Origin of the sequence: Promicromonospora alba (genome assembly GCF_042654905.1) — a bacterium.
Lineage (GTDB): Bacteria > Actinomycetota > Actinomycetes > Actinomycetales > Cellulomonadaceae > Promicromonospora > Promicromonospora alba.
Genome location: NZ_JBHSFI010000003.1, coordinates 1,225,781 through 1,251,462, shown reverse-complemented (window position 1 = coordinate 1,251,462; position 25,682 = coordinate 1,225,781). Strand labels below are relative to the sequence as shown.

Here is a 25,682-nt window from a genome sequence, read left to right as displayed (position 1 = left end):
CGTAGCGAAAGACAGGTCCTGAGATGGCACACAAGAAGGGCGCGAGCTCCTCGCGCAACGGTCGTGACTCCAACGCCCAGCGCCTCGGTGTGAAGCGCTTCGGTGGCCAGGTCGTGAAGGCCGGCGAGATCATCGTCCGCCAGCGCGGCACCCACTTCCACCCCGGCATCAACGTGGGCCGCGGCAAGGACGACACGCTGTTCGCCCTCACCCCCGGCGCCGTTCAGTTCGGTGCGCGTCGTGGCCGCAAGGTCATCGACATCGTGACAGTCGACGCCTGAGCCGGAGGTGAAGCGCAGGGTGAGGGCCGAGGAACGAGGCACTCGCCCGTAGCGCAACCGCAGGCTCAGGCGTCATGAATGACGCTGAGTACCGGCTTCCGCGTAAGGGGGCGCACCGGTGACGGTGTGCCCCCTTAGCTTTTTCTTGAGCGGCTCGTGCAGGGCCGCTCTGCATGTGCAGTTTGTGCCTGAGCAGTTTTTGAGAGGATCGAGACATGGCCAGCTTCGTAGACCGGGTGGTGCTTCATGCCGCCGGGGGAAACGGCGGGAACGGCTGCGCCTCGATCCGTCGCGAGAAGTTCAAGCCCCTAGCAGGGCCTGACGGCGGCAACGGCGGCGACGGCGGTTCCGTCAAGCTCGTCGTCGACGCGAACACGACCACCCTGCTCGAGTACCACCACTCGCCGCACCGCCGGGCGACGTCGGGTACCCAGGGGATGGGCGGCGACAAGGACGGCAGCAAGGGCGGCGACCTGATCCTGAAGGTGCCGGACGGCACCGTCGTGAAGGACCTGGACGGCAACGTGCTGGCCGACCTCGTGGGTGACGGCGCCGAGTACGTCGTCGCAGCGGGCGGCAAGGGCGGCCTGGGCAACCGGGCGCTCTCGTCGCAGACACGCAAGGCCCCCGGCTTCGCGCTGCTCGGCGAGGAGGGCGACACCGCCGAGATCGAGCTCGAGGTCAAGACGATCGCCGACGTCGCGCTCGTGGGCTTCCCCAGCGCCGGCAAGTCGTCGCTGATCGCCGCGATCTCTGCCGCCCGGCCCAAGATCGCCGACTACCCGTTCACCACCCTGGTGCCGAACCTCGGCGTCGTGCAGGCGGACCAGTCGCGGTTCACCGTCGCGGACGTCCCGGGCCTGATCCCGGGTGCGAGCGAGGGCAAGGGCCTCGGCCTGGAGTTCCTGCGGCACATCGAGCGCACGGCGATGATCGTGCACGTGCTCGACTGCGCCACCCTGGAGCCCGGTCGTGACCCGATCAGCGACCTCGACGTGATCGAGGAAGAGCTCGCCAAGTACGAGGGCGACATCGGTCTCGAGGGCGGCCGGGTGCCGCTGGGCGAGCGTCCCCGCCTGGTGGTGCTCAACAAGATCGACGTGCCCGAGGCCCGCGAGCTCGCGGAGTTCGTGAAGTCGGACCTCGAGGAGCGCGGGCTGCGCGTCTTCGAGATCTCGACCGCCAGCCACGAGGGCCTGCGCGAGCTGAAGTTCGCGCTGGCCGAGATCGTGGAGAAGGCGCGCGCCGCGGCGCCGCCGCCCGCGCCCGCCCCGGTCGTGCTGCGCCCGCGTGCCGTCGACGAGGCGCGGTTCACCGTGCGCCGCCTCGGTGGCGACGAGACCGGCTACTGGTTCGAGGTGCGTGGGACCAAGCCGGAGCGCTGGGTCAAGCAGACCGACTTCAACAACGACGAGGCCGTCGGCTTCCTCGCGGACCGGCTCGCGAAGATCGGCGTCGAGGACGGGCTGTTCAAGGCAGGCGCCGTCGCCGGCGACGAGGTGCGCATCGGCGACCCGAAGAACGCCGTCGTCTTCGACTGGGAGCCCACGCTGCAGACCGGCCCCGAGCTGCTCGGCGGCCGCGGCACCGACCTGCGCCTCGAGCAGAACGACCGGCCGACGCGCGGCGACAAGCGCCGGGAGTTCAACGAGCGCATGGACGCCAAGACCGAGGCACGGCGCGAGCTGTGGACCGAACGCGAGGCCGGCCACTGGACGGACCCGGACTCCGAGTGACCAGCCCGCCGAAGTAGAACCCTGCCGCCCTGTCTCGGCAGGGCGAGGGTGACCGGTGCGTGAAATGACCGCGCGTCACGGGCGGTACTCCGGCGAGGATGGTGCAGTGAGCTCCATCGAACCTTCGGCCAGCCCCCAGGACGCCCCGAGCGCCCGGTCCGTGATCGCCGACGCCCGGCGCGTGGTGGTGAAGATCGGCTCGTCGTCCCTGACGGGCCCGGACGGGCACCTCGACGTCAGGGCGCTGCGCGGGGTCGTCGAGGTCCTCGCCGCACGGCAGGCCGCCGGAGCCCAGGTCGTGCTGGTCACCTCGGGTGCGGTCTCGGCGGGCATCGGCCCGCTCGGTCTCGGCTCGCGGCCGCGCGACCTCGCGACGATGCAGGCGGCGGCGTCGGTGGGGCAGGGTCAGCTCGCAGGCCGGTACCAGGAGGAGTTCGCGGCGTTCGGGATCCAGATCGGCCAGATCCTGCTCACCGCCGAGGACACCGTCCGCCGCGCCCGCTACCGCAACGCGCAGCGGGCGCTCGAACGCCTGCTCGCGCTCGGCGTCGTGCCGGTCATCAACGAGAACGACGCGGTCACCACCGACGAGCTGAAGTTCGGCGACAACGACCGCCTGGCCGCGCTCGTGTCGCACCTCGTGCGGGCGGACGCGCTGCTGCTGCTGACCGACGTCGACGGCCTGCACGACGCGCCGCCGTCGCGCCCCGGCGCCCGGCGCATCCCGCAGGTCGACGACCTCGCCGAGATCGCGGGCGTCGAGGTGACCGCGCGCGGCAGCTCCGTCGGCACGGGCGGCATGGTCACCAAGCTGGAGTCGGTACGGATCGCCACCGGCGCGGGCGTCCCCACCGTGCTGACGCTCGCGAGCAACGCGGCGGCCGCCCTCGCCGGGGACGACGTCGGTACCTTCTTCTCCGCCACGGGACGCCGCACGTCGGCGCGCCGGCTGTGGATAGCGCATGCGGCCCGCACGGAGGGCCGCCTCCACCTGGACGACGGCGCCGCGCGTGCGGTGCTCGGCGGCCGCGCCTCGCTCCTGCCCGCCGGGATCACGAAGGCGGAGGGCCAGTTCGACGCGGGCGACCCCGTGGAGCTCGTCGGGCCCGACGGCACGGTGGTCGCGCGCGGGCTCGTCGCCTTCGACGCGAGCGACCTGCCCGCGCTCCTGGGGCGCTCCACCTACACGCTCCGCGAGGAGCTGGGGGAGGGTTACGACCGCGTGGTCGTGCACCGGGACGACCTGGTGCTCGACCGGCCCCCGGGCTGACCGGACGCACCGCCTGACGGGCCTGCCGGCTCGAGATCGGTCCGTTGCACCCGGTCCGTCGTCGACTTCGGTCCCTTGCCACGAGATCGGTCATTTGATTGACCGATCTCGTGGCAAGGGACCGATCTCGCCGAGTTCGGTCCCCTGCACAGCGTCTCCCAGGACGTCCTGGCCGAGCCGCCCGTCCGCACCACGGATTCGCGCTCCGTGATCGGGCCCGTCCGACGTACTCTCGACGCATGACGACAGTGAGCCAGGACGAGGCGACACGTACCGGAGGCGACACTCCCGGGGCAGCCACGCCGCCGCCGTCGGGCGCCGCGGAGGTGGACGTCACCGCCGCGGTGCGCGACGTCGCCCGGCGCGCGAAGGTCGCGTCGCGCACCCTCGCCACGGCGAACCGCATGACCAAGGACGCCGCGCTCGGTGCGATCGCGGGTGCCCTGGTCGGCGCCGCGGACCGGATCGTTGCCGCGAACGCCGAGGACCTGGAGCGGGGGCGCGCGAACGGGATGTCCGACGGGCTCCTGGACCGCCTCGCGCTGACCCCGGAGCGGATCGCGCAGATCGCCGACGCGCTGCGCGACGTCTCGGGCCTGCCCGACCCGGTCGGCGAGGTGGTGCGCGGGCAGACCCTGCCGAACGGCCTGCGACTGCGGCAGATCCGGGTGCCCATGGGCGTCGTCGGCATGATCTACGAGGCCCGGCCCAACGTCACCGTCGACGCCGCGGGCCTGGCGCTGAAGTCCGGCAACGCGGTGATCCTCCGCGGGGGGAGCGCCGCGGCGGCGTCGAACGAGGTGATCGTCACGGTGATGCGGGACGCCCTCGTGGCGCAGGGCCTGCCGGCCGACCTCGTCCAGACGATCGACGCCTACGGACGGGCCGGCGGCGTGGCGCTCATGCGCGCCCGCGGCCTGGTGGACGTGCTGATCCCGCGGGGCGGCGCCGACCTGATCCAGACGGTGGTCCGCGAGTCCCTGGTGCCCGTGATCGAGACCGGCGTCGGCAACGTGCACGTCTACGTGGACGCCACCGCCGACGTCGCCATGGCCGTGGCGATCGTGATGAACGCCAAGACCCAGCGGGTCGGCGTCTGCAACGCCGCGGAGACGCTGCTCGTCCACGAGGACGCCGCGGCCGGCTTCCTCCCGGCGGCGCTCACCGCGCTGTCCGACGCCGGTGTGGTGCTGCACGGCGACCCGGCCGCCATGTCCTTCGCCCCGGCCGGAGCCGACATGGTTCCCGCGACGGACGAGGACTGGGCGACCGAGTACCTCGCGCTGGAGCTCGGCGTCCGGGTGGTGCCGTCGCTCGACGAGGCGATCGAGCACATCCGCACCTGGTCCTCCGGGCACACCGAGGCGATCGTGACGCGTGACATCGCGGCGGCCGACAAGTTCGTCGCGGAGGTCGACTCCGCTGCGGTGATGGTGAACGCGTCCACCCGGTTCACCGACGGCGGCGAGCTCGGCCTGGGGGCCGAGATCGGCATCTCCACGCAGAAGCTGCATGCTCGTGGTCCCATGGGACTGACCGAGCTCACCACCACGAAGTGGGTGGTGACGGGGGACGGGCACGTCAAACCGTGACGGTCCGTCGGCGTCCGGAGATTTCCCCAGGATCTCCTTGCGGCCCAGTGCCACGATGTACAGGCCGCAATTCGTCCGTGAGAGACTAAAGCCCACCTGAGCACGTCCGACTGGGAGGAACCCCCGTGCTGCACAACGCTGTCCTGGCCGCCGAGGCCGCTACGGAGCACGCCAACGAGCCGATCGCACCGATCGTTCTCGGCCTGATCGCCTTCGGCTCCCTCGTGGCCGCGCTGGTCGTCACGTACGCGTTCCGCAACGTCGGCAACCGACACTGATCCGCCTGACGGGAGCCTGACGACCAGATGAGTGCACCCACGATATGAGTGCCCCTACTGGGAGCAGGCCGCGCATCGGGGTGATGGGCGGTACGTTCGATCCCATCCACCACGGCCACCTCGTGGCCGCCAGCGAGGCGGTCGCCCACCTGGGGCTGGACGAAGTCGTCTTTGTCCCCACGGGCCGACCAGGATTCAAGCAGGAGCAGCGGGTCACCCAGGCCGAGCACCGCTATCTGATGACGGTGATCGCGACGGCGTCCAACCCCCGCTTCACGGTGAGCCGCGTCGACATCGACCGAGCGGGCCTCACCTACACGGTGGACACCCTCCGGGATCTGCGTCAGCAGCGGCCGGAGGCGGACCTCTTTTTCATCTCTGGTGCGGACGCCATCCAGCAGATTCTTCGGTGGAAGGATGCCGAGAAGCTGTGGGACATGGCACACTTCGTCGCTGTCACACGGCCAGGGCACAAGCTCTCCGTTGACGGGCTTCCTCGGGACGGCGTGACGACGCTCGAGGTGCCTGCGCTAGCCATCTCCTCGACCGACTGCCGTCGTCGGGCCGAGGAGGGGTTGCCGGTCTGGTATCTGGTGCCTGACGGCGTGGTCCAGTACATCGCCAAGCACGGACTGTATCGAGGTCTTCACGATGAGTGACAACAATGGTCGTCCCATGACGCGCCGCGAGATTCGCGAGCGTGAGGCTGCCGCTGCGGCCGCAGCCGCCGGTGGTACCGGTGGCAGCGCCTATCCGCCCCAGGGCGGGCAGCAGCAGCCTCCGCACCGTGGCGCGCCCGCGCCCGAGGGCGGCGGCTGGTCGCCGCAGACCCCACCGGTCGCCCGTCCCCCGCAGGCGACGGGTGGCTCGCGCGGTGTGGACGCGACCGGTCGCCTGACCCCCGTGCAGCAGCCCGGCGGCAACCCGCCGCCGTACGCCCCTGGTGCGCCCGGGCAGGGCCGGCCGGGTGCCGCGCCGTCCGGTCCCGGTGGCCAGGGCGCCCCGCCGGCCGGCCCCGGTGGCTTCGCTCCCGGTCGTGGCCAGCAGGCTCCGGTTCCCGGTGGCCCCGGCCAGCACGGCCCGGGCGGACAAGGCCCGCAGGGCGGGCCGCCCAGCCCGTTCGGTGCTCGCCCGTCCGCTGCCCCGGTGCCGCCCGCCCCGCAGCAGGGTCGCTCGGGGAGGTTCGGCGGGCAGAACGCCCCGCAGGGCCCCGGTCCTGGCATGCCCCCGGCTGCCGGTCGCCCCGGCGACCCCGGCCAGACGTCGCAATGGGGCCCCCCTCCTTCCGGGCCCACCCAGTCGCCCTCGGGCCCGCCGTCACCGTTCGGGGCGCGACCCGGCGCGCCGGCCGGCCTCGGCCAGCAGCGTCCCGGGAGCCTCGCCCCGCCGGCCGGAGGGCCGTCCAGCGGTCCGATGGCCAGCGGCGCGCCCGCGCCCGCACTTCCCTGGGAGTCGGGTGCTGCCTCGGCGGCCCCGCAGTCGCTGCCGCCGGGCGGCGCGCCCCAGGCCCCCGGTTCCCCGTTCCCCGGACGTCCCGGTGCGGGCGGCCCTGGTGGCCCGGGCTCCGGACCGGTGGGCGGTCCCGGACAACAGTTCCCGGGTGCACCCGGTGGCCAGTTCCCTGCCGGCCCTGCCGCGCCGTCCCGCACCTCCCGCCGTGAGGTGGAGGAGGAATGGGACGAGGAGGAGGACGAGGGCCCGCAGTACACCTGGCTGCACTACATCATCCTGGTGGTCGTGGCGTTCGTGCTGGGCCTCCTGATCTGGAACCTGGTGCTCAAGGGCGACAGCGGCAATGTCACGGACGCCGCCGCCCTGCTGGGCAGTCTGCCGGGCAGCTTGCCCGGCTTCAACGGAGGAGATGCGGCATGACCGCTACGGAGCGGGCCACAGAGCTCGCGATCATCGCTGCGCGAGCCGCGAGCAGTGTCAAGGCGCAGGAGATCATCGCGCTCGACGTGAGCGAGCAGCTGGTGCTCACCGACGTGTTCCTCATCGCGTCCGGCGCCAGCGAGCGTCAGGTCTCGGCGATCGTCGACGCGGTCGAGGAGCAGCTCTTCAAGGAGGGCGTCAAGCCGATCCGCCGCGAGGGCAAGGCCCAGGCGCGGTGGGTGCTCATCGACTTCGGTGACGTCGTCGTGCACGTGCAGCACGCCGAGGACCGCACGTATTACGCGCTCGAGCGGCTGTGGAAGGACTGCCCGGCGATCGACCTCCCGGAGGACGCCCAGGGCGGCGGCGACACCGGCGAGTACAGCGACCCCGACGACGGTGCCATCTACCTGGCGGGGGACTCGCGCCGGTGACAGCTGGGACGGTAGTGCTGCTGCGCCATGCGCGCACCGCGTACAACGCGGGACTGCGGCTGCAGGGTCAGATCGACATCCCGCTCGACGAGGTCGGGCGGTGGCAGGCAGAGCAGGGCGCCACGGCCCTCGCGGCGTCGCACAAGGCTTCCCTCGTGGTCGCCAGCGACCTGGGGCGTGCCTCGGACACGGCAGCCGCCTACGCGCGGCACGTGGGCCTGGAGGTCGTGACCGATGCCGGGCTGCGCGAGCGCTCGTTCGGCATCTGGGAGGGCATGACCGACGCCGAGATCGCGGAGCGCTGGCCTGACGAGCACGCGGTCTGGCGGAGCGGCGGGGAGCCCCCGGTCGAGGGGGTCGAGCCGAAGGACGTGGTCGCCCGCCGGATGGAGGAGGCGGTGCTGCGGCACGCCGAGGCGCTGAGCGCGGGGGAGACCCTGGTGGTGGTCTCGCACGGTTCGGCGATCACCCAGGCGATCACGCGGCTGCTGGGCCTCGACCCGGCGACCTGGCGCGGGCTGCACGGCCTGCACAACGTGCACTGGTCGCACCTGCACGCCTCCGCCCCGGGCGCGGCACCGGCATGGCGGCTCGTCGCGCACAACGTGGGCGCCGGATACCCGCTCGACACCTGGCAGTCAGGGCCGGAGGCCCGGCAGTAGGTGCCTGGTTCTCCGGTGTGGTTGTCGGCGTGGTTTCCGGCGTGATGGAACGCACGCAGGTTTTGATTTGGTCCCTGGCGTCGGTCTGCATAGACTAACCACGCTCGCCCGGCCGGATGGCTGGGGGAGACCAATTCGGGGCTGTGGCGCAGCTGGTAGCGCACCTGCATGGCATGCAGGGGGTCGGGGGTTCGAGTCCCCCCAGCTCCACCGGTGTGATGAGTCGGGACATCGTTCATAGATGTTCCGACTCATTGCTTTATGACGGCATGGACCACGGCCTGGCCCGAAGGGCTGTTGGCGCTGATCAGGCCGTGGAGGGCTGCAGAGCTGCCGCCCGGCTCCTGAGCGTCTGGCCCGCGAGTTCCTCGAACGTATTCTGCGGCCGGGCAACCCCGACATGACCTTGCTTGCGCGAGCGTGGTCGGAAGACGAGAAACGACGGCGGCGGGCGTGTCGCTCCGGTGGCGCCGGTAGAGCGTTCCACGCGCCGTCGAGGTCGGAGATCGCCGCTCGTTGTCAGGCGAACCACCTTGCCCACCAGGATGCCGCCGAAGCTGAACCGGGACAGGAATCGATCGGGAAGGAACCGGGAACGTCGCCGTCCAGTGTGGCTACACGAGGGAACGCCGCAAGAGGCGCTCATCGTTCGCGGATCATCTGGGGGGACATAGAAGTATGGACAACTATGTGGCACGAGTGCTCGGTACGGTGGCCGGACTAATTTTGGTGATCGGCGCTGTCGTGACGTCGCACACGACGGCGTCCGACCTACAGGCGAACAACAGCGGACCGGCAGTGATCACACCAGAAAATCCTCTCCAGACACCGGTCTCGCCTCGGTGACGGGCCGAGAGCCAGCTGAACCCGCAGGCTCTCGGCCTGTCACGGAGGCAGGCTTTGCGGTCAGCCCTCCGCAGCTATCCGCTGCTCCGCAGCGACGGACTTCGCGCCCAGCGCTTCGGCTACTGTTGCCAGCCCTTGGTGGGCCGCTGCTTCGTCAGCACGGAATTTCATTGCTGCTGCCAGCTTTCGCGCGTCGCCATACAACGTGCGCGCCGTGTCGTAGTCCTGCCAACCCACGTACAGGCTCCCGAGCAGATTCGACACCCTCACGAGTCGTGCTCGCGAGTTGCTCGACCGAGCCATCCGCAATGCACGGGCTGCCAGGTCACGGGAGTCCGCTTCCCTCCCGAGCCGTTGTTCGACGGTTGCCGAGAGCGCTGCCACCAGGCCCACGTCACCCAAGCTCGACGTCTCGTCACACAGGTCGTGCGCCAGCGCCAGGGTCTGCCGCGCCTCGCCGTACGACTCAAGGCCAATCTGAGCAAGGGCAAGATCGGCCGTCGCCATCAGCTCGTTGTCCCGATAGCCGATCGCTCTACTTGCGACGATTGCTTCCCGTGCCGCAGTCGCTGCTTTCTGGTACAGGCCCTGGCGCTCATAGAGCGTACTGAACGTCGTCAGGCACTCGGCTTCCGTTCGTGGGCTTGGGATTTCCTGCGACAAGACGATCGAGTGCTGCAGGACCGTCAGGGCTTCGGTGTACTGCCCGAATTCCGTCATGAGCAGTCCCATGATCAGGCCGCTGTGCGCCTCGATGCTGCGGTCATGAATGCTGATCGCGACGTCGCGAGCTTCGCTGGCAGCCTGAAGGCTCTCCTCGATCCTCCCGAGCTTCCAGCATGCCGAGCTGAAGTTCGACAGCGTGACACAGAGCACCTCCAGCTCGCCAAGACGCCGTGCCGCGGTCAACGCATGCTGTCCGACGTCCCAGAGATCATCCAGCCGTCCATGGGTATTCAGGTGGAAGTTGAGGTTGCGTGCCAGGATCACCGCATGCCAGTCCCGCTCGCGCTCGACGGCGAGTGCCACGAGCGCGAGCAGTCCCCGGTGCTCGCGCTCGAACCACGCACCTGCCTGAGCAGGCGTCTCGATCGGGGGGAGTTCTGCTGTGAAGTTTGTCGGGGTGGGAAAACGCCGCGCCCTCCCAGGGAAGAGCACGTCGCACGCAGCGTCCGTAGAGTTGGCGTAGTAGTCGAGCAGTCGGTCGATGGCCGCCGCTCCGTCGTCCCCCGCACCACCCACGCTGTGCGCGAAGTTCCGAACCAGGTCATGGAAGGCGTAGATGCCGCTTCCAGGCTGCTGGAGCAGATTCGCGTCGACGAGCGACTCCAGGACATCTTCCGTGTTCTGTGCGCGCATACCCAGCAGCGCGGCGGTCGAATGGAGATCCATCGTCGTTCCCGGGTGAATCCCAAGGATCCGCAGTGCACGACGGTGCGCTTCGGGCATAGCCACATACGACAGGTGGAGGGTCGCCGCAACGCTCCGCTCGTTCGAGCGGAGCTCGGTGAGTCGCCGGCCCTCGTCACGTAACCGGTCCACCATGTAGCGGATGGTCCAGCCGGGCCGACTCGCTACCCGAGCGGCAGCGATCCGCAGCGCGAGCGGCAAATGACCGCAGAGGTCCGCGAGCTCCCGTACCTCAGGTAGTTCGTCCTGAACCCGCTCTGCTGGAAGGATTTCCCCGATGAGGGCCACACTCTCCTCAGGTGACATGTGATCGACTGAGATCCATGCAGCGCCGTCCAGATCCAGGAGCTTCGCCCGACTCGTGACCAGCACCAGGCAACCTGACGAGGCTGGGAGCAGGTGTTGCAGCTGCTGGGTGCCAGCGGCGTTGTCGAGAAGGATGAGCAGGCGCCGGTCGGCCAGGAGTGACTGCCACAGGCCGGACCGAGCTTCGATGTTGTCCGGGATCCGATCGTCAGGAAGCCCGACGGCGCGCAGCAGAACGTTCAGCGCAGCCATTGGCGCGAGCGGCGCCACACCAGGCGTGAATCCTCTGAGATCTACCGCTAGCTGACCATCAGGAAAGTGTTCGCCTACCCGGTGCGCCGCCTCGATCGCCAGGGACGTCTTCCCGACCCCGCCCATACCGTCGATCGCGATGATGCGCGGAGAACGGCCAGCAGGCACTGTGCCGCTATTCATGAGCGCCAGCAGCCTGGCCAGCTCCTTCGAACGACCGGTGAAGTCGCGAAGGCTCGACGGCAGCGTCCTGGCTCGCAGGAACGGCCGATCGCGGACGTCAGCTGACGACTTGGCGGCGACGGGCACAGGCGGTGAGGGTTCGCCGAGGTCCGGGTCCGCATTCAGGATGCTCGCGTGCAGGTCTGCGATCCGGATACCTGGATCGATCCCCAGAGTGTCACGGAGCAGCTCTCTGATCCTGGCGTACTCGTCGAGTGCCTCTGCCTGTCGGCCTGTCCGATAGAGCGCCAGCATGAGTTGCGCCCGAAGGGTCTCGCGAAGTGGGTGCTCGGCGATGAGTGCACGGAGCTCCGGGATGATCGGACCGCACTCGCCGAGGCTCAGGCTCAGCTCAAAGACCTGCTCCGCTGCACTCAGCCGACGTTCGTCGAGGGCCGTCGCCGCAGCCCTGATGACAGGTGCGTCAACTCCGGATACGGCAGCTCCCCTCCAGAGGGAGAGCGCCGACCACAACGCGTTGACGGCAGCTTCCTGCGCGCCGTCCTTGAGGGCTGCCCGGGCGGCGCTCATCCGCTCATCGAACTCCAGAAGGTCCAGCCGACACCTCGTGACGTCCACCCGATAGCCCGGGCCTTCCGTGACGATCACGGCGTGCCCGCACGGAACCCGCTTTCGCAGCGATGCGGCGGCCTTCCGGATCTGATGTGCCGCCGTGCTGGGTGGATCCTCGTCCCACACCGCGTCGACGAGCCGGTCGAGAGAGACGACGTGGCCGGGCTCGAGCAGCAACATCGCGAGGACTCGACGTTGGACGGGCCCACCGATCGAGAGCTGTACATCCCCGACCCGGGCGACTAAAGGCCCGAGTACGCTGAACGCCACCTGTGGGCGCGGCGAGCTATCAGTCTGCGACATGGCCCCTTTTCTCCCTCATGCCGAGATTGCGAGTCGGACGGTTTCAGGACGCCATCGAGCGCGGGGCAGGTCGCGCCGGTCACTGATATCCCTCTGACCTGCCCAGGAGACCTGCACGTTACACGAAGGGTGTGGGCCGAAACCGGGTATTGCAGGCTCGTGCAATCGCTCCCCGGCGTCCACAGAGCCAAGGTCCTGCGGGTATGCGTGCGGTGATGACCTCGTAGGACCGGGCTTTGAGATCCCCGGTTCGCCCGCGCTGGGAACTTGCCCGGTATCGGGATGGGACGGGATCGGGAACGGTCTCGGCGACCGTGAGTCCGTCGCTCGATCACGTACAGGCGGCGTCCGACGATCACAAACGAGGTTGCAACGTGACACTCCTCATGTTTCTCGGCAGACCGCAGTCGTGCGACCGGGCCAGGCACACGAGTCCCGACCGACGTGACCGCCGCATCTCGCCGACCGCGTGCGAACGCGGGATCTGATGGGTATGCGGATCCTCTTCGTCCTCCCGGATCGGGGCAGCGCCCAGGACCGAGATTGGGAGAACACCACGTTCTGGCCCGTATACCGCGCCGCGGCGCTACGAGCTGGCTTCGACCTCGACATCGTCGTGCCTGAGCACATCCAGTTTGCTGAGGGTGAGGCCCGATGGCGGGGAGAGTCGCTGTTGCCAGAGCGGGACATCTTCGTGTACAGCACACGCGCCAACCCGACCCATAGCGTCGATCTGTGGAACGGCATGAGCGCTGTCCGCACCCTTGAGGTGCTCGGGTTCTGGACAGCGATCCCGCTTGAGAGCGCCATCCTGCTCAACGACAAGTACGCGACGGTCGAAGCCCTGCGCGACTCGCCAATCTTGACCATCCCTTCCGTCCGCATCACCACCGGCCGTGATACGCCCCGGTTGGACCTGCAGTCGCTGGTCCCGGACGAGTGGTTTCCGGTCTTCGTCAAGCCTGCGTCGTGGGGTCGAGGCCTCGGGTGCATCTCATGTCCTGATCCAGCGTCCTTGGAAGGTGCGTTGGGGCTCGCCTCCGGCAGTGGTGCTCCGGTCGTGGTCCAACCGCGGATCAGAGATGTCGTCGCAGACACGCGGGTCGTCGTCGTCGAGGGAATGGTCGTCTCGGCGTACGACCGGGTCCCTGCGGCTGAGGGGGGTGTCGGCAATGTCAGTAGGGGTGCTTCCACGCGCCTCCGGACAAAACTCGAGCCGGAGGTCGCCGAGCTCGCCTCCTTGGCATACGAACGGTTCAAGCTGCCGTATCTGTGCATCGACCTGCTCAGGACGGGCGATGGACAGGTCTGGCTTGCCGAGTGCGAGCCGGACGGGGCGATCGCCGGGCTCTTCGAGCACGGCGACGAGGCCGATCGAGTGCTCAGCGCCCGTCTTGCCGCGTACTCGCGTGCACACGCCAGGCACCTTGATGCGCGCAAGGCACAGGACGTGACCGTATGACGTTCACCCCTTCCGCGATCGGCAACGTCGCAGGCAGCGACGTCGCGCGGATCCTCAGCGGCATCGGCTCGGCGAGCACGCTCGCAGACGCTGAGCCATGGACCTTCGTCGAGCTGCAGGACGCGGCGGCCAGGTCCGCCAGTCGGCAGGGGCGTCTCGTCGTCGCGAGCGGCGGGACGACGGGTCTCCCGAAACTGACCGTCATCAGGGGCGACATGGGAATTCCTCAGCTCCTCCGACTCTGGTCGCCGTTGAGGTCCGACGATGTCCTCCTCAACCTGTTCTCACCGGGGCGCCTATGGGGTGCTCACTACTTCTACAACGCGCTTGGACTGAGCTCGGGTGCCGACGTTGTTCCGATCGGGGTGCTAGAGCGCGGCGAAGCGGCCGACTGGGCGCAGGCGCTCGACCAGCTGAACGTCTCGGCGCTCGCCGGAGCACCCAATGTGCTCGCCGCCTTCGCCGATGCGATGCGCGTCGCGGGCACCCGGCTCTCCGTACGAACCGTTATCTGGTCCGGCGAGCCGATGACTCTAGGGCGCATGCGACGGCTGCGGCAGGCTTTCCCCGAGGCCAGATTCTGGGCGAACTACGGGTCTATCGAGACCTTCGTCGTCGGAGTGAACTGGCCCGAGTGCGAGGTCGGGACGCTCCATCTCCTGCCCGGTCAGATCCTCGAGCCGGACGCGGACGGCGCACTCCTGACGCGGGTGGACGACCGATGGCCGGCACCTGCTGTCCGCTACAGGACGGGTGACCTGCTCATCGGCGCTACCTGTGTGTGTGCCCGCCCTGACGCCTTCCGTGTGGGCCCACGAACGAATGACACCGTTAAGCTCTTCGGCACCCGTGTGAGCTGCGCCGACATCGTTGCGCAAGCCCTGTCGACCAGCGACGTCGACGAAGCGCAGGTCGTGCTCGCCGGAGCACCAGGCCCGACGGTGACACCTGACCGGATACGAGTCCGGTACACCGGATCTGCGGAACCGTCAGCCGTGCGTAGCAGCCTCCTTGACAGCCACGTCGGGCTCCGGTTCGTCGCGGGGCACACGCCCGAAGCGGTTGTGGTCGAACGGTCGACGGATCTTGAGCGGAACAGCCGTACCCACAAAGTCCTGACGGTCGCTTATGAGCGATCACGAGCGGAAGCGGAGACCACAGGTGAATGAGCTCGCGATGCTTCGCCGGGAGAACCAACCCACAGCAGACCTCCTGGACAACGTCAGCGCGGCAGTGAGTGACACTGCCACCGCCCCCTTTGCCCGGTTCCGGTCGTGGTTCCCACGCCTGGTGCTCACGCGCCCAGCGCTTCTGACGGAGTCGGAGTCCATGTCCCTCGAGACGGATCTCTCCGGCCTCCTCCGCCTTCTTCAGTCGCTACCAGACCGGCTCTTCGGCGGTGACATGGTGTCGTTCGCCCGGGCGGCCGGCTGGGACCATCCCATGTTGCCGGACGTCCTCCGGATGCTCGGCGGCCCGCCGGTATCGCTCGGCAGGGCGGATCTGGTGCGATCGCCGGGAGGATTCAAGGCCGTCGAGATCAACACGTCGAGCTCTCTGGGATCGTTCGAGTTCGGTGAGCTGTGCCGCGCGTTCCTTGCCGTGCCAGCCTTTGCCCGCTTCGCTGCGCAGGAGTCGCTTCACCACGTCGATCCGCTTGCCGACATGGCCCAGACCTTGCTCGCGTCAAGCGGGTACCTACCCGACGACCGACCGGTGATCGCGGTAACAAGATGGATCACCTCGACCGTCGACGTAAATCCGTCACTCTTTGTCGACCTCATGCGTGACCTAGGGTTCCAGGTCGTCGTGTGCACGGTCGACCAGCTCGCTCTACGGGACGACGGGCTCTACCTCGACGACCTCCGGATCGATGTGATCCATCGTGCCTTTCTCTTGCAGAGTGTGCTGGCAACAGATGGTGCGCTCGAACTCCTCGCTCCGTTGTCTCGGGCGCGGGATGCCGGGCAGGTTCAGGTCTTCGCGGGACTCACCGCAGATGTATATGGAGCCAAGTCGTGCCTGGCGCTGCTGAGCGACCCTCGCAACGCTCACGCGTTCACCGCGGACGAGCGGCGACTCGTTGCGCGGATCCTGCCCTGGACGCGCCGTCTGGTCGACGAGCCCGCTGAGACCGAGGGCGGGACAGAGCCCCTCGTCGCTCACGTGCTCGCTCATCAGGCCGATCTTCTGCTGAAGCCGAGTATCGGCAACGCCGGCTGCGGCGTCGTGGCCGGATGGCTGGTCTCCCGCGAGGAGTGGGAGACCGCGGTCGACTCCGCGATCCGCACGAATGACCACATCGTTCAGCGACGAGTGGTGTCCGTGAGTGAGCGCTACATCATGCCGGGCGAGCCGACCGTCGAGGCGGACTACCTCCTCCACTGGGGCCTCTTCATCACTGCGGACGGTCTCAGCGGAGGTTTTGTCAAGGGCCTCCCTGACAAACCTCAGGACGTGCGCTTCCTCGGCGACGGGTCCCACGTCGGATGCATCTTCCAGCAGCAAGTCGACACCAGGAGGAACTGAGGAACATGATCATCAACTCCCCCGCAAGACTCGATCTACTGATGGCTGCTCGGGCAGAGATTCAATCCGCTCGTCCGCTGCCCGACAGCTCGTTCTACGAGGCCAAGCTCGGCGGAGTCTGGAAGCGCGCCCGGAAGTCAGCCGGCTACCAGCATCTCCCTCCGTACTCGATGAGTGCGTTCGCCGGACTTTCGCCCACCTCCAAGGAACACCTGAAATCCGCGCCTATGGAGTACGTCGTCGGGGATGTGGGTGACGCGTCGCGCTACTACGAGACGACCGGGACGACTGGCCGACCTACCCCGACCCCGCGAACGGTCGAGGACATCGTCTGGAACGCCTCCGCCGTAGCGGACCAGTGGGAGACAGTGCTGTCCCGCGGCGACCGCGTCCTCAGCCTTCTGCCCTCGGACATCGTCCCCGTCGGCGACCTCGTTACCGATGTCTGCGCGATCCTTGACGTGCCCTGCGCAAGGGCGTATCCCTTCGCGACAGGCATCTCCGACTGGGACAGGATCGCCTCCGTCTGGGCCACCTACCAGCCGACCGTCCTCTTCGCCGCACCCGGGGTCTTCCAGCAGATGACCCGGCTGCTGGCGCAGCGCGGGGTGCTCGCCGACCTTGCAGCCTCTGTCCACACGGTCATGCTGCTCGGTGAGGTCAGTGTGCCTGCCCTGAGACGTCGTCTGGGCCGGTCCTGGGGCGCGGACGTCCTTGATGCGAGCTACGGCAGCACCGAGACAGGCACGCTGGCGGCCACGTGCCCAGCGGACAGTCTGCACGTCCTGGCCGGGTCGAACTACTTCGAGCTGGCCTCCGACGATGGAATCGCTCAGCTGAGCGCCGGGAAGACGGGCCGGCTGGTTGTCACGCCGCTCAACCTCCATGCCCGTCCTCTCGTTCGCTACGACACGGGGGACGAGGTCGCCTTGCGAACAGGCTGCGAGTGCGGAAACCCAGCCATGATCATCGAGCCGGCCGGACGAGCGAACGACACCGTCGAGGTGGCTGGATCCCAAGTCCTTCCGCGGCGTCTCGAAGAAGTTGTGTACGAGAACGCCGACGTCACGGGATACCTGGTCGAGGTTGACCCAGACCAGTCGCGGGCGCGGCTCATCCTCGAGCGCAACGTCGGTGCTTCACGGGATGGCGAGGACGCCACGGTCGGGATCATCACCGAGGCAACACGGCGAGCCACCGGCGTGAAGTGGGAGCAGGTCGTGTTCGTCAACACTCTTCCCGCCAGCACGAAGAGCGGCGCCTCCCAGAAGAGCTGGAAGCGGTCGAATGTTCGCGTCACGGAGTGGTGAGGCCGGAATGGCTCCCGATGTGAAACCGGGCGGCGCAGACCTCTGGTGCACGTACGCCGCGGTTCGTACCCATGCCTGGCTGGATCGGACCGACGCTCTCGAAGCACCCGATCTGACCTGTGACTACCTCCTTTCGCACCGAAACTCCGACGGCGGATATGCCTGGTCACGGGGTATGCCCTCGGATGCTTGGGCGACGTTCTACTGCACCGCTGCGCTCAAGGACATGGGGATGTCCGTCCCGGATCCTGACAAGACCCTCGAATGGTTGTGGACCACGTGGTCGGGAAACGCGTTCGCGATGACGCCCGGCCAGGAGCCCGAGGTTTGGGCAACCCACTTCGCTGTCCGGGCGATCATCGAGGTGCTGGACGGAGAGGTTCCGGCAGAGAGCCTGCTTTCTTGGCTCGCTGGACTGCAGACCCCCGACGGCGGTCTGACCTGGTCCCCGAATCATGAGGACGACAGTGCGGACGCGCGGGCGTGCTTCTACGGTGTCGCCGTATGGCGCGCGCTGAATCGGCGTACACCGGTCGCGCCGCCGTGGGACGTGCCCGCACTGGTCTCGTGGTTGCAGCTCCGCCAGCACCAGGACGGCGGGTTTACCTTCAGTACCGGAACACCCACGCCCTGCCTCTGGGCGACATATCGTGCCGTTGGCGCGCTGGCCATGCTCGGCGAGGAACCTGCCGCACCGTGTGCACCGTGGATTCACCAGATGCGCGCCACGGACGGCACCTTCGTCCGTTGGGCGGGCTATGAGGTATCTGACGTCTGGGCAACATTCTGTGCTGTCGGTGCCCTGAAAGCCCTCGGCGAGCCCGTCGAAGAGGTAGCGCTGCCCGTGCTCCGACGGCTGTCGGAGATCGCCTGCCCCACGGGCGGTTACACGTACCGGGAACCTGAGAACGCTTTCAACGCGCTCACGGTCGCCGCTGCCCTCCTCGACCCGGACCGAGCTAGTGGTTCGAATGAACTCACCGGCTGGCTCGAGGCGTGTCTGCTCCCCAACGAGGACGGGATCATGTACATGCCTGGGCGCGGCGCGGAAGTGCGCTGCACGTCCTGGGCGCTCGCCGCCGGCGCATTCGCAGGGGCAGATCAGGAGCGCGCCCGGATCGGTGCATGGCTCAGGTCACTCCAAAACCCCGATGGTGGCCTCGGTTTCTGGGAAGGGCGCGGATCAGACCTGGTCTCCACAGCAGCCGCGGCAGAGGCCGCGACGATCCTGTCGGACGAAGGCCGCACGATGCTGGACGTCGAAGGACTTCAGCGCTTCGTGGACAGTTGCGGCATTGCGGACGGCGCCCTGGCCTGGGCAAACACGCCAGGATCATCCCCGAGCCTGCGGGCGGGCCTGCAAGCACAACGAGTACTGCAGACCTGCGGCAGGCCATCGGCGGGAGCTGCGAAAGAGTTGCTCGACCGGCACCGGGTTCGCAGCGGTGGCTGGGCGAACCAGGGAAACCGGGTCCCGGACCTGCTGTCCACCTACGAGTCCGTCGTCACGGCAGACCGGTTCGCGATCGCGGTCGACCTGGAGCACGTTGGGGCGTTCCTCGACCGGGTCAGCAGCGGGGAGACGGTCGCATGGAGCCCGCTTGCCCCCTTCGGTGAAGACCCGCTGGCCCGCTGCCTTCACCAGTTGCTGACAGCACGAGTGCTGAGGTCGTACCCACTGCCGGCCCTCACCCTGTCGTAGGAGAGTCATGCCCACCATCCTGATCGAGACGAACGCCCTTGCCGGGCCGGAGCAGCGGCGAATCGCCGTGCAGCTGACACGGTGGTTCGCAGACCATGGCATCAGGCCTGACCACGTCGTTGTGCGGTTCACGGTCGCCGACCTGAACCTGGCGTTCAGCGGAGGGCTACCTGTCGCCGCGATGAGTCATCCGGATGCCGTGTGCGCCGCCGCCTGGGTGACCTGCTGCATATCGCCTGACCGCGACGACGAGTTCCGGTCGGGACTCGCAGACCGCATCGCGGCACTCCTGCAGGTCACGAGGCACACAGCCCTGTTCTACGTCGAGTTCCGACCGACCGACCCCCGGCAGGTCTACCTCGCAGGGCGGAGCCCGCTCCACCGAGCAGACACCCGGGTGGAACCCAACCGAGACATCGAAGGAGACGAAGGATGAACGAGAATGAGCTGGCTGCTCTCGTAGCCGAGGTCCGCGACGTGCTGCGAAGGCAGCTAGGCGATGAGGTTGGACGTATCGGGCAGGACGAGCTCCTGGTCGACGTCCTGGGGGGACGCTACGACAGTCTTGCGGCGCTTGAGAGCGTCAGCGTCGTGGAGTCCCACTTCGAGATCGACGTCGACTTCGTCAACCACGATGTCCGTCATACGTTCTCGACGATCGAGCGGATCGCGATATTCATCCGGGGCGAGCTCGAGGACCGCGAGAAGCTGCGTAGCCCGCGATGAGTACGGTCGCACGCACAGCCCCGGACGTGGCGTTCGAGACCTCGGGCCAGTCCGGTCATCCGGTCACCTGGGTCCGTACACAGCACCAGCTCGACGAAGAGGCCGCGCTGCTCGCCCGCACCTTGGTCGGCACAGTTGACGAGGTGGTCAGTTTCGCACCAGCCAGCCACCTCTACGGCCGGCTCCTCGGTGAAGAACTTCCCCGGTATCTGCGGGTACCTGTACAGCGCTGCTGGGAGGATCCCCTCGCGCTGCCCACACTGAACCCGGACCGCCGAACTCTTCTCGTCTGCCTGCCCTCGTCTTGGTTGACGCTCCGGTCCGTCCTGCCGCAGCTTCGCGGGATGTCGGTGGTCGCAGTCCATGGGACAGGGCCGACCGTACCGGCCACCCGCGAGGTGATCGCTGCCCTGGACGGCCCTGCATTCACGGCCTTCGAGGTATTCGGATCCACTGAGACCGGGGGCGTAGCCTACCGACCGCTCACCGGCGGGCGGAGCCAGTCGGACGCATGGCGCCTGTTCGACGACGTGACGGTGGTCGGCGACCGTGGTCTTGAGCAGCGGCTCGCCGTGCGTAGCGCTCGGCTCGCGCGTCGCTCGGACATGGCCCGCCTCCCCGCGGAACTGGCGACGGACGACATCGTCCGGCCGCTCGACGGCGAGCATCTGCAGCTGCTTGGGCGCTCCTCGCGTCTCGCGAAGGTGAACGGCGTCCGCTTCCAGCTCGAAAGGGTCGAGTCGATACTAGGTGAGGCCTTCCCGCATGCCGAATTCACCTGCGTCCTGACCACCGACCATGTGCGTGCCGAGCACTACGAGCTCTACTACGTCTGTGACGAGACGATCCCCGTCTCCGACCTGCATGTCCGGTTAGGCCGCGCAGCGCCGAAGATCCCGATGCCGCGGGACGTCCGGCGCGTGGACTCCTTTCGACGGAGCTCAGTGGGCAAGGTCCAGCTGTCGACGTCGATGACAGCCTGCGGGGTGGTCTGATGTCGGGACACACCGTGGCGTCGCTCGTCGCGCAGGCTGACGTCCGAGGTGGTCTGGAGCTGGATCGCCAGGCGCGGACCAGGATGGTCGCAAGCAGGGCGACGTTGACCGCAGCAGCTCTCCGGCAGCCGGTCTACGGCCTCACGAGGGGGTTCGGACCGCTCGTAGGGTGGCCCGCGAGCCCGGACACCTCTTCCCAGGGGATGCGGCTCGTGGACCACCTGACGACAGGCCAGGGAGATCCATTGCCGGTCCGGGTCACCCGCCTGATGATCTGGCTTCGGCTACGCAGCATGGCTCTGGGTCTCTCGGGTGCAGAACCGCAGGCCTGGGATGCGCTCGCACGGCAATGGAACGCCGGGTTCGTCCCCGTCGTGCCCGAGGACGGTAGCCTGAGCGCCAGCGGCGACCTGGTGCCGCTCGCGCACGCAGCACAGGCTGCAGCGGGCCGCGGTAGCGCCTGGGTGCTGGAAGGCGGTACGTGGACCACTCATCCATCCAGCGATGTGCTGCGGACGCTCGACGTGCCGCCCGTCGAGTGGGAGGCACGTACCGCTCTCTCGTTCGTCAACGGCACCGCAGCAGGGCTCGCCCGCACGATGGTCAACCACCTCGAGCTCGACGCCTTGTGCATGGCGGTCGTCCGGATCACGGCCCGCATCGCAGTGCTTCTCGGGATGAGCCCGGAGCCGTTCAGCGTCACTGTCGCCCGAGCTCGCGGCCACGCCGGGCATGCGCGCGCCGCCACGATGCTCCGAAGCGAAATCGAAGACGACGGTTCCTGGCGGGAAAAAGCACGTCCTCTTCAGGAACCGTATTCCATCAGGTGCACGCCTCAGGTCGTCGGCGCAGTCCTTGACCAGCTCCGGCTCCAGGAGACCGTCCTCGTCACCGAGGCAACGGGTTGCACCGACAACCCGATCGTGCATGGTGACGGCGTGGTACATGGCGGCAACTTCCATGCGGCTCCGGTCTCGATGGTGAGTGAGCAGTATGTGTCGTGCGTCCACCAGGTGGCCTATCTCGCGGAACGTCAGCTTGCTCAGCTGCTCGACCCCGGCTTCAACGGTGGGATGCCGCCCATGCTTGCCTGGCGGCCAGGAGAGAACAGCGGCCTCGCAGGCGTGCAGATTGCGGCCACGTCGCTCCTGGGGGCGATCCGGCAGAACGCCTATCCGGCGTCCTGCACCACGGTGCCGAGCAACCTTGGGAACCAAGATCACACTCCGTTGGCGCTCAACAGCGCCAATGCGGTGTCGTCGATGCTCGACCGAGCTTGGCTCATCGTCGGCTCGCTCAGCCATGCCGTAGCCCAGCTCACCCACCACCTCGATGCACCAGTCCCGGAAGGAATGTGGCGCGAGCTGTCTGTATCGATCCCGCCACTGACCGTCGATCGTCCGCTGTCTGCTGAGATCCGCGATGTCACGGCGCGCGTCCGACACCATGCCAATTCGGCATCGGCCTCCGCACCCCATGGAGCTGCCTGATGAGTAGCGAGACTCAACCCACCCAAGCGGTGCGGACAAAGACCCCGCGAACGCTCTGGCGCGACAGGGCCTTCGTCTCGTATCTGCTGGGCCAGACGGTTTCGCGGCTCGGTGTCCAGATCGCAGGGCTCGCACTGCCGCTGCTCGCCATCGCCGCATTCGATGCCACAGCGATCGAGCTCGGCGTCATCAATGCAGCGCTCTTCGCGCCGTATCTCGTGTTCTCGATGCTGGCGGGCGCCTGGATCGATCGCAGCAGGAAGCGCCCGATTCTCATCACGGCAGACCTCATCCGGTTCGCCGTCCTCGGGCTCCTCGCCCTGCTGGGGCTGATGGGCTTGGTTGACATGGTCACGATCTGCCTGATCGGGTTCGTCATGGGCACGTGCGCCGTCTTCTTCGACATCGCCGGCTCCGCCTACCTCCCCTTGATCATCGGGAAGGACCAGCTCCTCGATGGCAACGGCAAGCTCCAGGCCACGATCGTCTTCTCGAAGTCCGGCGGTCCTGCCCTCGCGGGCGTGCTGGCCGAGCTCACGTCGGCGGCCCACACGTTGTTCGCCGGAGCTGCCACGAGCCTGCTGTCCGTGGGGGCCCTCCTGACGTCACGTCGGTCCGAACCAAAGCCCCCTCCACGCGAAGGCGGCCGCGACATGGTTGCCGAGATCCGCGAGTCCCTCTCATTCATCGCACGGAACAAGTACCTCAGCTTCCTGACAGTCCGGTCCGGGGTGAACAACGCCTTCTTCGTGGCGCGAAACACCCTCCTGCCTCTCTTCGTGCTGAACACGCTCAATTTGAGCAGCACGATTCTCGGACTGGTTCTCGGTGCTGGTGCCATCGGAGCGCTGGTCGGATCGATGATCGCGCGTCCCCTCGCAGAACGGGTCGGCCTCGGACGCACGATCGTCATCGGGTTCGGCGCGGGCTCCCTCATCCAGGTCCTCCTACCTCTCGCTGGAGGACCCCAGTGGGTGGAAATCACGATGCTCACGTCGCTCTTTGCAATCTCGGGTTGTTTCATGACGATCGGCAACACGAATGTAGCGACGCTCCAGCAGATGCTGGTTCCCCAGCGGCTTCTCGGGCGCGCTGTGGCGGGGATGCGCACGGTTACGTGGGGAAGCATGCCGATCGGCGCCCTGCTCGGAGGCGTCCTCGGGACCGTTCTTGGACTGCGAGCGGCGCTTGTCGTCGTCGTCGTCGGATTCCTGGCATCGGCGATCTGGCTCGCGTTCTCACCCTTGACCACGATGCGTGACCCTCTGGAGGCCGACAATGACGACTGAGCTGACCGTGCACCTGCCCCCCACCAACCCCCGCGAAGGGGAGAAGCCCCGAGCATTCGTCCTGGCCGGCGCATTCCGCGTGGTGTGCCGGAACCCACGGTTCGTCACCGAGCTCGCCGAGCGTGGGCTGGCCGTCCTGATCATGACACCGTCCGGCACGGAGGAGCAGGTTGCCGCCGCACTAGAGAGCGGTGACACGGTGTTCGAGCGGATCGCCGAGGTCCGGTATGTCTCCGGCAGCATGGAACGTGAGTCGTCGTTCAACGCCTCAGCGCTGGCACTTGCGCGCGAGTGGCAGCGACGCTTCACCATCGTCGGCTTGTACGCGATGGAAGAGACGCTCGTCGAGCCAGCGGGTCTCATCGGCGATCGGCTCGGACTTCCTGCGCCCGGGCTGCGTGCGAGCCGCGTGTGCAGGAGCAAATACCTGCAAAGGTTCTACCTCGACGAGTACAGCCCGTGGTCGGTTACTGTCCCTCCTGAGGAGCGCGCTCAGCTCGATCTGACCGCGATCTCCTACCCTGTCGTGGCGAAGCCAGCAGGGCGGCATGCCAGCTCGGGCGTGGTGAGCTGCAGGGACGCCGAGGAGCTTGCCACCGCACTCGCGAGCTACCCCGCCTACGAGACGGTCCTCGTCGAGCAGCAGATCCATGGCCCAGAGTTCTCGGTCGAGTCGCTGTTCCAGGACGGCCGGCCCATCATGTCGTCTGTCACTGCGAAGCAGACGACCGAGTCGTCGGGCCGCGGCTTCGTCGAACTTGCCCATACCGTCCCCGAACAGGGCGGCGAAGTCGCAGGCCGCACCATCGATAGCATCTTGCGAGCGGCGAACCTCGAGGTTCACAAGTATCTCGGGTACGAGAACGGCGTCACCCACTCCGAGTGGCGGATCACGCCTTCGGGCGAGCCGTATCTCATGGAAATTGCTTCGCGCACGCCAGGTGACGGCATCACGCTGCTCTACAACCTCGCCTTTGGTGCGTCTCTCGAACCGGAAATTCTCCGCATTGCACTCGGCGAGACTGCCGCCTACCCGGAGCCGAGAAGGGTCGCGCGCCAGGTCTATCTTGAACATCCGCCAGGTGTGTTGGCAGACGTAGTGATCAACTGGCCGGGTACCGACGTCGAATGGGTTCGCGGTTCCGACCGGTGGCCCGCCTTTCGGTCGGGGGCCGTCGGGGATCCGCCGACCCTGCGCTGCGTGCTGGTCCTCAAGGAGAGGGGCGACCGGCTGGAGCCCTTGATGTCGTCGGACGATCGTGCCGTCACTTTCTTTATCGACGCCGAATCTGTCGCCGAACTCGACGAGCTCCAGCGCCAGGTGGCCGCCGCCGTGCAAATCGTCGTTACCGACGGCGAAGGCGCTGCTGGTGCTCATTAGGACAGCCCTCGCAGAAGCCTTCGGGACCAAGGCGTACGTCATCAGCGGCTCCAGCGACGCGGACTGCATCATCGTCGACCCTGGAATCCGAGCCGCAGGCGTGGTTGACAGGGTCGTCCAGGAGTACCGGCTGAACCCGGTGGCGGTCCTCCTCACTCACGGACACCTCGACCACACGCACGACGCCCCGCACATCTGCGACGCCTATGGGATCCCTGCCTACATCCACGAGGCGGACCTACCCTTCTTGGCGGATCCGTTCTCAGCCCTGGGCTCGTTCACACCGCACTTCCAGGCTGCCGTGGGAAAGGACTGGAGTTGGACCATGCCGCACACGGTCAGGCGGCTGGCCGACGGCGAACGGCTTGAGCTCGCCGACGTTCCGATGAGGGTGGACCACGCCCCGGGACATACGCCCGGTTCAGTCTTGTTCAGCCTGCTGGACACGACTGGCGAGCAGTTCTGCCTCGTCGGCGATGTGGTCTACGCGGGCACGATCGGAACCACAGGGATGCCGGGTGGAGATCGTCTGACCGCACTTCGATCGATCCGGGACCGCATCCTGACGCGGCCGGACGAGACCGTCCTGCTGACCGCGCACAAGAAGGACACCACCGTCGGCCAGGAACGACGTGCGAACCCATTCTTCAAGCAAGCCATCGACCTACTGGGAACGGTGGGTAACGGTGAAGACCCTCTCGACGTGCACCAGTGAACGACCGAGTCCGCCGCAGTCTCCCAACCGATCGATCCGAGGAGTG

At 67.8% G+C, this 25,682-nt stretch carries 22 protein-coding genes and 1 tRNA gene; 22 read left to right on the top strand and 1 reads right to left on the bottom strand.

Going from position 1 to position 25,682, the window contains the following annotated elements:
* The first annotated feature begins 23 nt into the window (after nucleotides 1-23).
* The 10 genes from rpmA (at nucleotide 24) to ACFO6V_RS10860 (ending at nucleotide 8,335) form a co-directional block, all read left to right on the top strand.
* Nucleotides 24-281: a 50S ribosomal protein L27 gene (gene rpmA / locus ACFO6V_RS10905; RefSeq protein ID WP_357448409.1), complete on the top strand. Its 258-nt coding sequence runs from the start codon at nucleotides 24-26 to the stop codon at nucleotides 279-281.
* A 215-nt stretch (nucleotides 282-496) separates the two neighbouring features.
* On the top strand, nucleotides 497-2,017 hold the full coding sequence (gene obgE / locus ACFO6V_RS10900) for a GTPase ObgE (protein ID WP_377135126.1): 1,521 nt from the start codon (nucleotides 497-499) through the stop codon (nucleotides 2,015-2,017).
* Between the two features lie 106 nt (nucleotides 2,018-2,123).
* Nucleotides 2,124-3,287 carry a glutamate 5-kinase gene (gene proB / locus ACFO6V_RS10895; protein WP_377135124.1) on the top strand — a complete coding sequence of 388 codons (1,164 nt, stop codon included), beginning with the start codon at nucleotides 2,124-2,126 and terminating at the stop codon, nucleotides 3,285-3,287.
* 239 nt (nucleotides 3,288-3,526) lie between these two features.
* Nucleotides 3,527-4,879: a glutamate-5-semialdehyde dehydrogenase gene (locus ACFO6V_RS10890; protein ID WP_377135122.1), complete on the top strand. Its 1,353-nt coding sequence runs from the start codon at nucleotides 3,527-3,529 to the stop codon at nucleotides 4,877-4,879.
* Nucleotides 4,880-5,004: 125 nt separating this feature from the next.
* A complete protein-coding gene (locus ACFO6V_RS10885) occupies nucleotides 5,005-5,157 on the top strand; it encodes a hypothetical protein (protein ID WP_165827280.1) in 153 nt (50 codons plus the stop codon).
* Between the two features lie 44 nt (nucleotides 5,158-5,201).
* The gene (gene nadD, locus ACFO6V_RS10880; RefSeq protein WP_377135119.1) at nucleotides 5,202-5,816 is read left to right on the top strand and encodes a nicotinate-nucleotide adenylyltransferase; all 615 of its coding nucleotides are present in this window, start codon (nucleotides 5,202-5,204) and stop codon (nucleotides 5,814-5,816) included.
* Nucleotides 5,809-7,029 (top strand): hypothetical protein, encoded by a 1,221-nt coding sequence (locus ACFO6V_RS10875; protein ID WP_377135116.1) that lies wholly within the window; start codon nucleotides 5,809-5,811, stop codon nucleotides 7,027-7,029. The genes nadD and ACFO6V_RS10875 overlap by 8 nt, the downstream gene beginning before the upstream one ends.
* On the top strand, nucleotides 7,026-7,463 hold the full coding sequence (rsfS, locus tag ACFO6V_RS10870) for a ribosome silencing factor (RefSeq protein ID WP_357448398.1): 438 nt from the start codon (nucleotides 7,026-7,028) through the stop codon (nucleotides 7,461-7,463). The genes ACFO6V_RS10875 and rsfS overlap by 4 nt, the downstream gene beginning before the upstream one ends.
* Nucleotides 7,460-8,125: a histidine phosphatase family protein gene (locus tag ACFO6V_RS10865; protein ID WP_377135114.1), complete on the top strand. Its 666-nt coding sequence runs from the start codon at nucleotides 7,460-7,462 to the stop codon at nucleotides 8,123-8,125. Before rsfS ends, ACFO6V_RS10865 begins: the two co-directional genes overlap by 4 nt.
* Nucleotides 8,126-8,262: 137 nt before the next feature.
* A tRNA-Ala gene (locus tag ACFO6V_RS10860) sits at nucleotides 8,263-8,335 on the top strand.
* Between the two features lie 696 nt (nucleotides 8,336-9,031).
* Here ACFO6V_RS10860 and ACFO6V_RS10855 read toward each other — a convergent pair.
* Complete coding sequence (locus ACFO6V_RS10855) at nucleotides 9,032-12,037, bottom strand: AfsR/SARP family transcriptional regulator (protein ID WP_377135112.1); 3,006 nt, start codon at nucleotides 12,035-12,037, stop codon at nucleotides 9,032-9,034.
* Between the two features lie 493 nt (nucleotides 12,038-12,530).
* Between ACFO6V_RS10855 and ACFO6V_RS10850 the strand changes: the two genes are divergently transcribed.
* The 12 genes from ACFO6V_RS10850 to ACFO6V_RS10795 are packed head-to-tail and all read left to right on the top strand — an operon-like array spanning nucleotide 12,531 to nucleotide 25,636.
* Nucleotides 12,531-13,499 carry an ATP-grasp domain-containing protein gene (locus tag ACFO6V_RS10850; protein ID WP_377135110.1) on the top strand — a complete coding sequence of 323 codons (969 nt, stop codon included), beginning with the start codon at nucleotides 12,531-12,533 and terminating at the stop codon, nucleotides 13,497-13,499.
* The gene (locus ACFO6V_RS10845) at nucleotides 13,496-14,668 is read left to right on the top strand and encodes an AMP-binding protein (RefSeq protein ID WP_377135108.1); all 1,173 of its coding nucleotides are present in this window, start codon (nucleotides 13,496-13,498) and stop codon (nucleotides 14,666-14,668) included. The genes ACFO6V_RS10850 and ACFO6V_RS10845 overlap by 4 nt, the downstream gene beginning before the upstream one ends.
* Nucleotides 14,661-16,028, top strand: a complete 1,368-nt coding sequence (locus ACFO6V_RS10840; protein ID WP_377135106.1) for a hypothetical protein — start codon at nucleotides 14,661-14,663, stop codon at nucleotides 16,026-16,028. Before ACFO6V_RS10845 ends, ACFO6V_RS10840 begins: the two co-directional genes overlap by 8 nt.
* A gap of 5 nt (nucleotides 16,029-16,033) precedes the next feature.
* Nucleotides 16,034-17,338, top strand: a complete 1,305-nt coding sequence (locus ACFO6V_RS10835; protein ID WP_377135104.1) for a phenylacetate--CoA ligase family protein — start codon at nucleotides 16,034-16,036, stop codon at nucleotides 17,336-17,338.
* Between the two features lie 7 nt (nucleotides 17,339-17,345).
* A complete protein-coding gene (locus ACFO6V_RS10830) occupies nucleotides 17,346-19,040 on the top strand; it encodes a prenyltransferase/squalene oxidase repeat-containing protein (RefSeq protein ID WP_377135102.1) in 1,695 nt (564 codons plus the stop codon).
* Nucleotides 19,041-19,047: 7 nt separating this feature from the next.
* Nucleotides 19,048-19,476 (top strand): hypothetical protein, encoded by a 429-nt coding sequence (locus ACFO6V_RS10825; protein ID WP_377135100.1) that lies wholly within the window; start codon nucleotides 19,048-19,050, stop codon nucleotides 19,474-19,476.
* The gene (locus ACFO6V_RS10820) at nucleotides 19,473-19,766 is read left to right on the top strand and encodes an acyl carrier protein (protein ID WP_377135098.1); all 294 of its coding nucleotides are present in this window, start codon (nucleotides 19,473-19,475) and stop codon (nucleotides 19,764-19,766) included. Before ACFO6V_RS10825 ends, ACFO6V_RS10820 begins: the two co-directional genes overlap by 4 nt.
* A 26-nt stretch (nucleotides 19,767-19,792) precedes the next feature.
* Complete coding sequence (locus tag ACFO6V_RS10815; RefSeq protein ID WP_377135095.1) at nucleotides 19,793-20,761, top strand: acyl-CoA synthetase family protein; 969 nt, start codon at nucleotides 19,793-19,795, stop codon at nucleotides 20,759-20,761.
* Nucleotides 20,761-22,251 carry an aromatic amino acid ammonia-lyase gene (locus ACFO6V_RS10810; protein ID WP_377135093.1) on the top strand — a complete coding sequence of 497 codons (1,491 nt, stop codon included), beginning with the start codon at nucleotides 20,761-20,763 and terminating at the stop codon, nucleotides 22,249-22,251. Before ACFO6V_RS10815 ends, ACFO6V_RS10810 begins: the two co-directional genes overlap by 1 nt.
* Nucleotides 22,251-23,540, top strand: a complete 1,290-nt coding sequence (locus ACFO6V_RS10805) for an MFS transporter (protein ID WP_377135091.1) — start codon at nucleotides 22,251-22,253, stop codon at nucleotides 23,538-23,540. Before ACFO6V_RS10810 ends, ACFO6V_RS10805 begins: the two co-directional genes overlap by 1 nt.
* Nucleotides 23,530-24,921: an ATP-grasp domain-containing protein gene (locus tag ACFO6V_RS10800; RefSeq protein WP_377135089.1), complete on the top strand. Its 1,392-nt coding sequence runs from the start codon at nucleotides 23,530-23,532 to the stop codon at nucleotides 24,919-24,921. Before ACFO6V_RS10805 ends, ACFO6V_RS10800 begins: the two co-directional genes overlap by 11 nt.
* Complete coding sequence (locus ACFO6V_RS10795; RefSeq protein ID WP_377135087.1) at nucleotides 24,911-25,636, top strand: MBL fold metallo-hydrolase; 726 nt, start codon at nucleotides 24,911-24,913, stop codon at nucleotides 25,634-25,636. The genes ACFO6V_RS10800 and ACFO6V_RS10795 overlap by 11 nt, the downstream gene beginning before the upstream one ends.
* Nucleotides 25,637-25,682 lie beyond the last annotated feature (46 nt).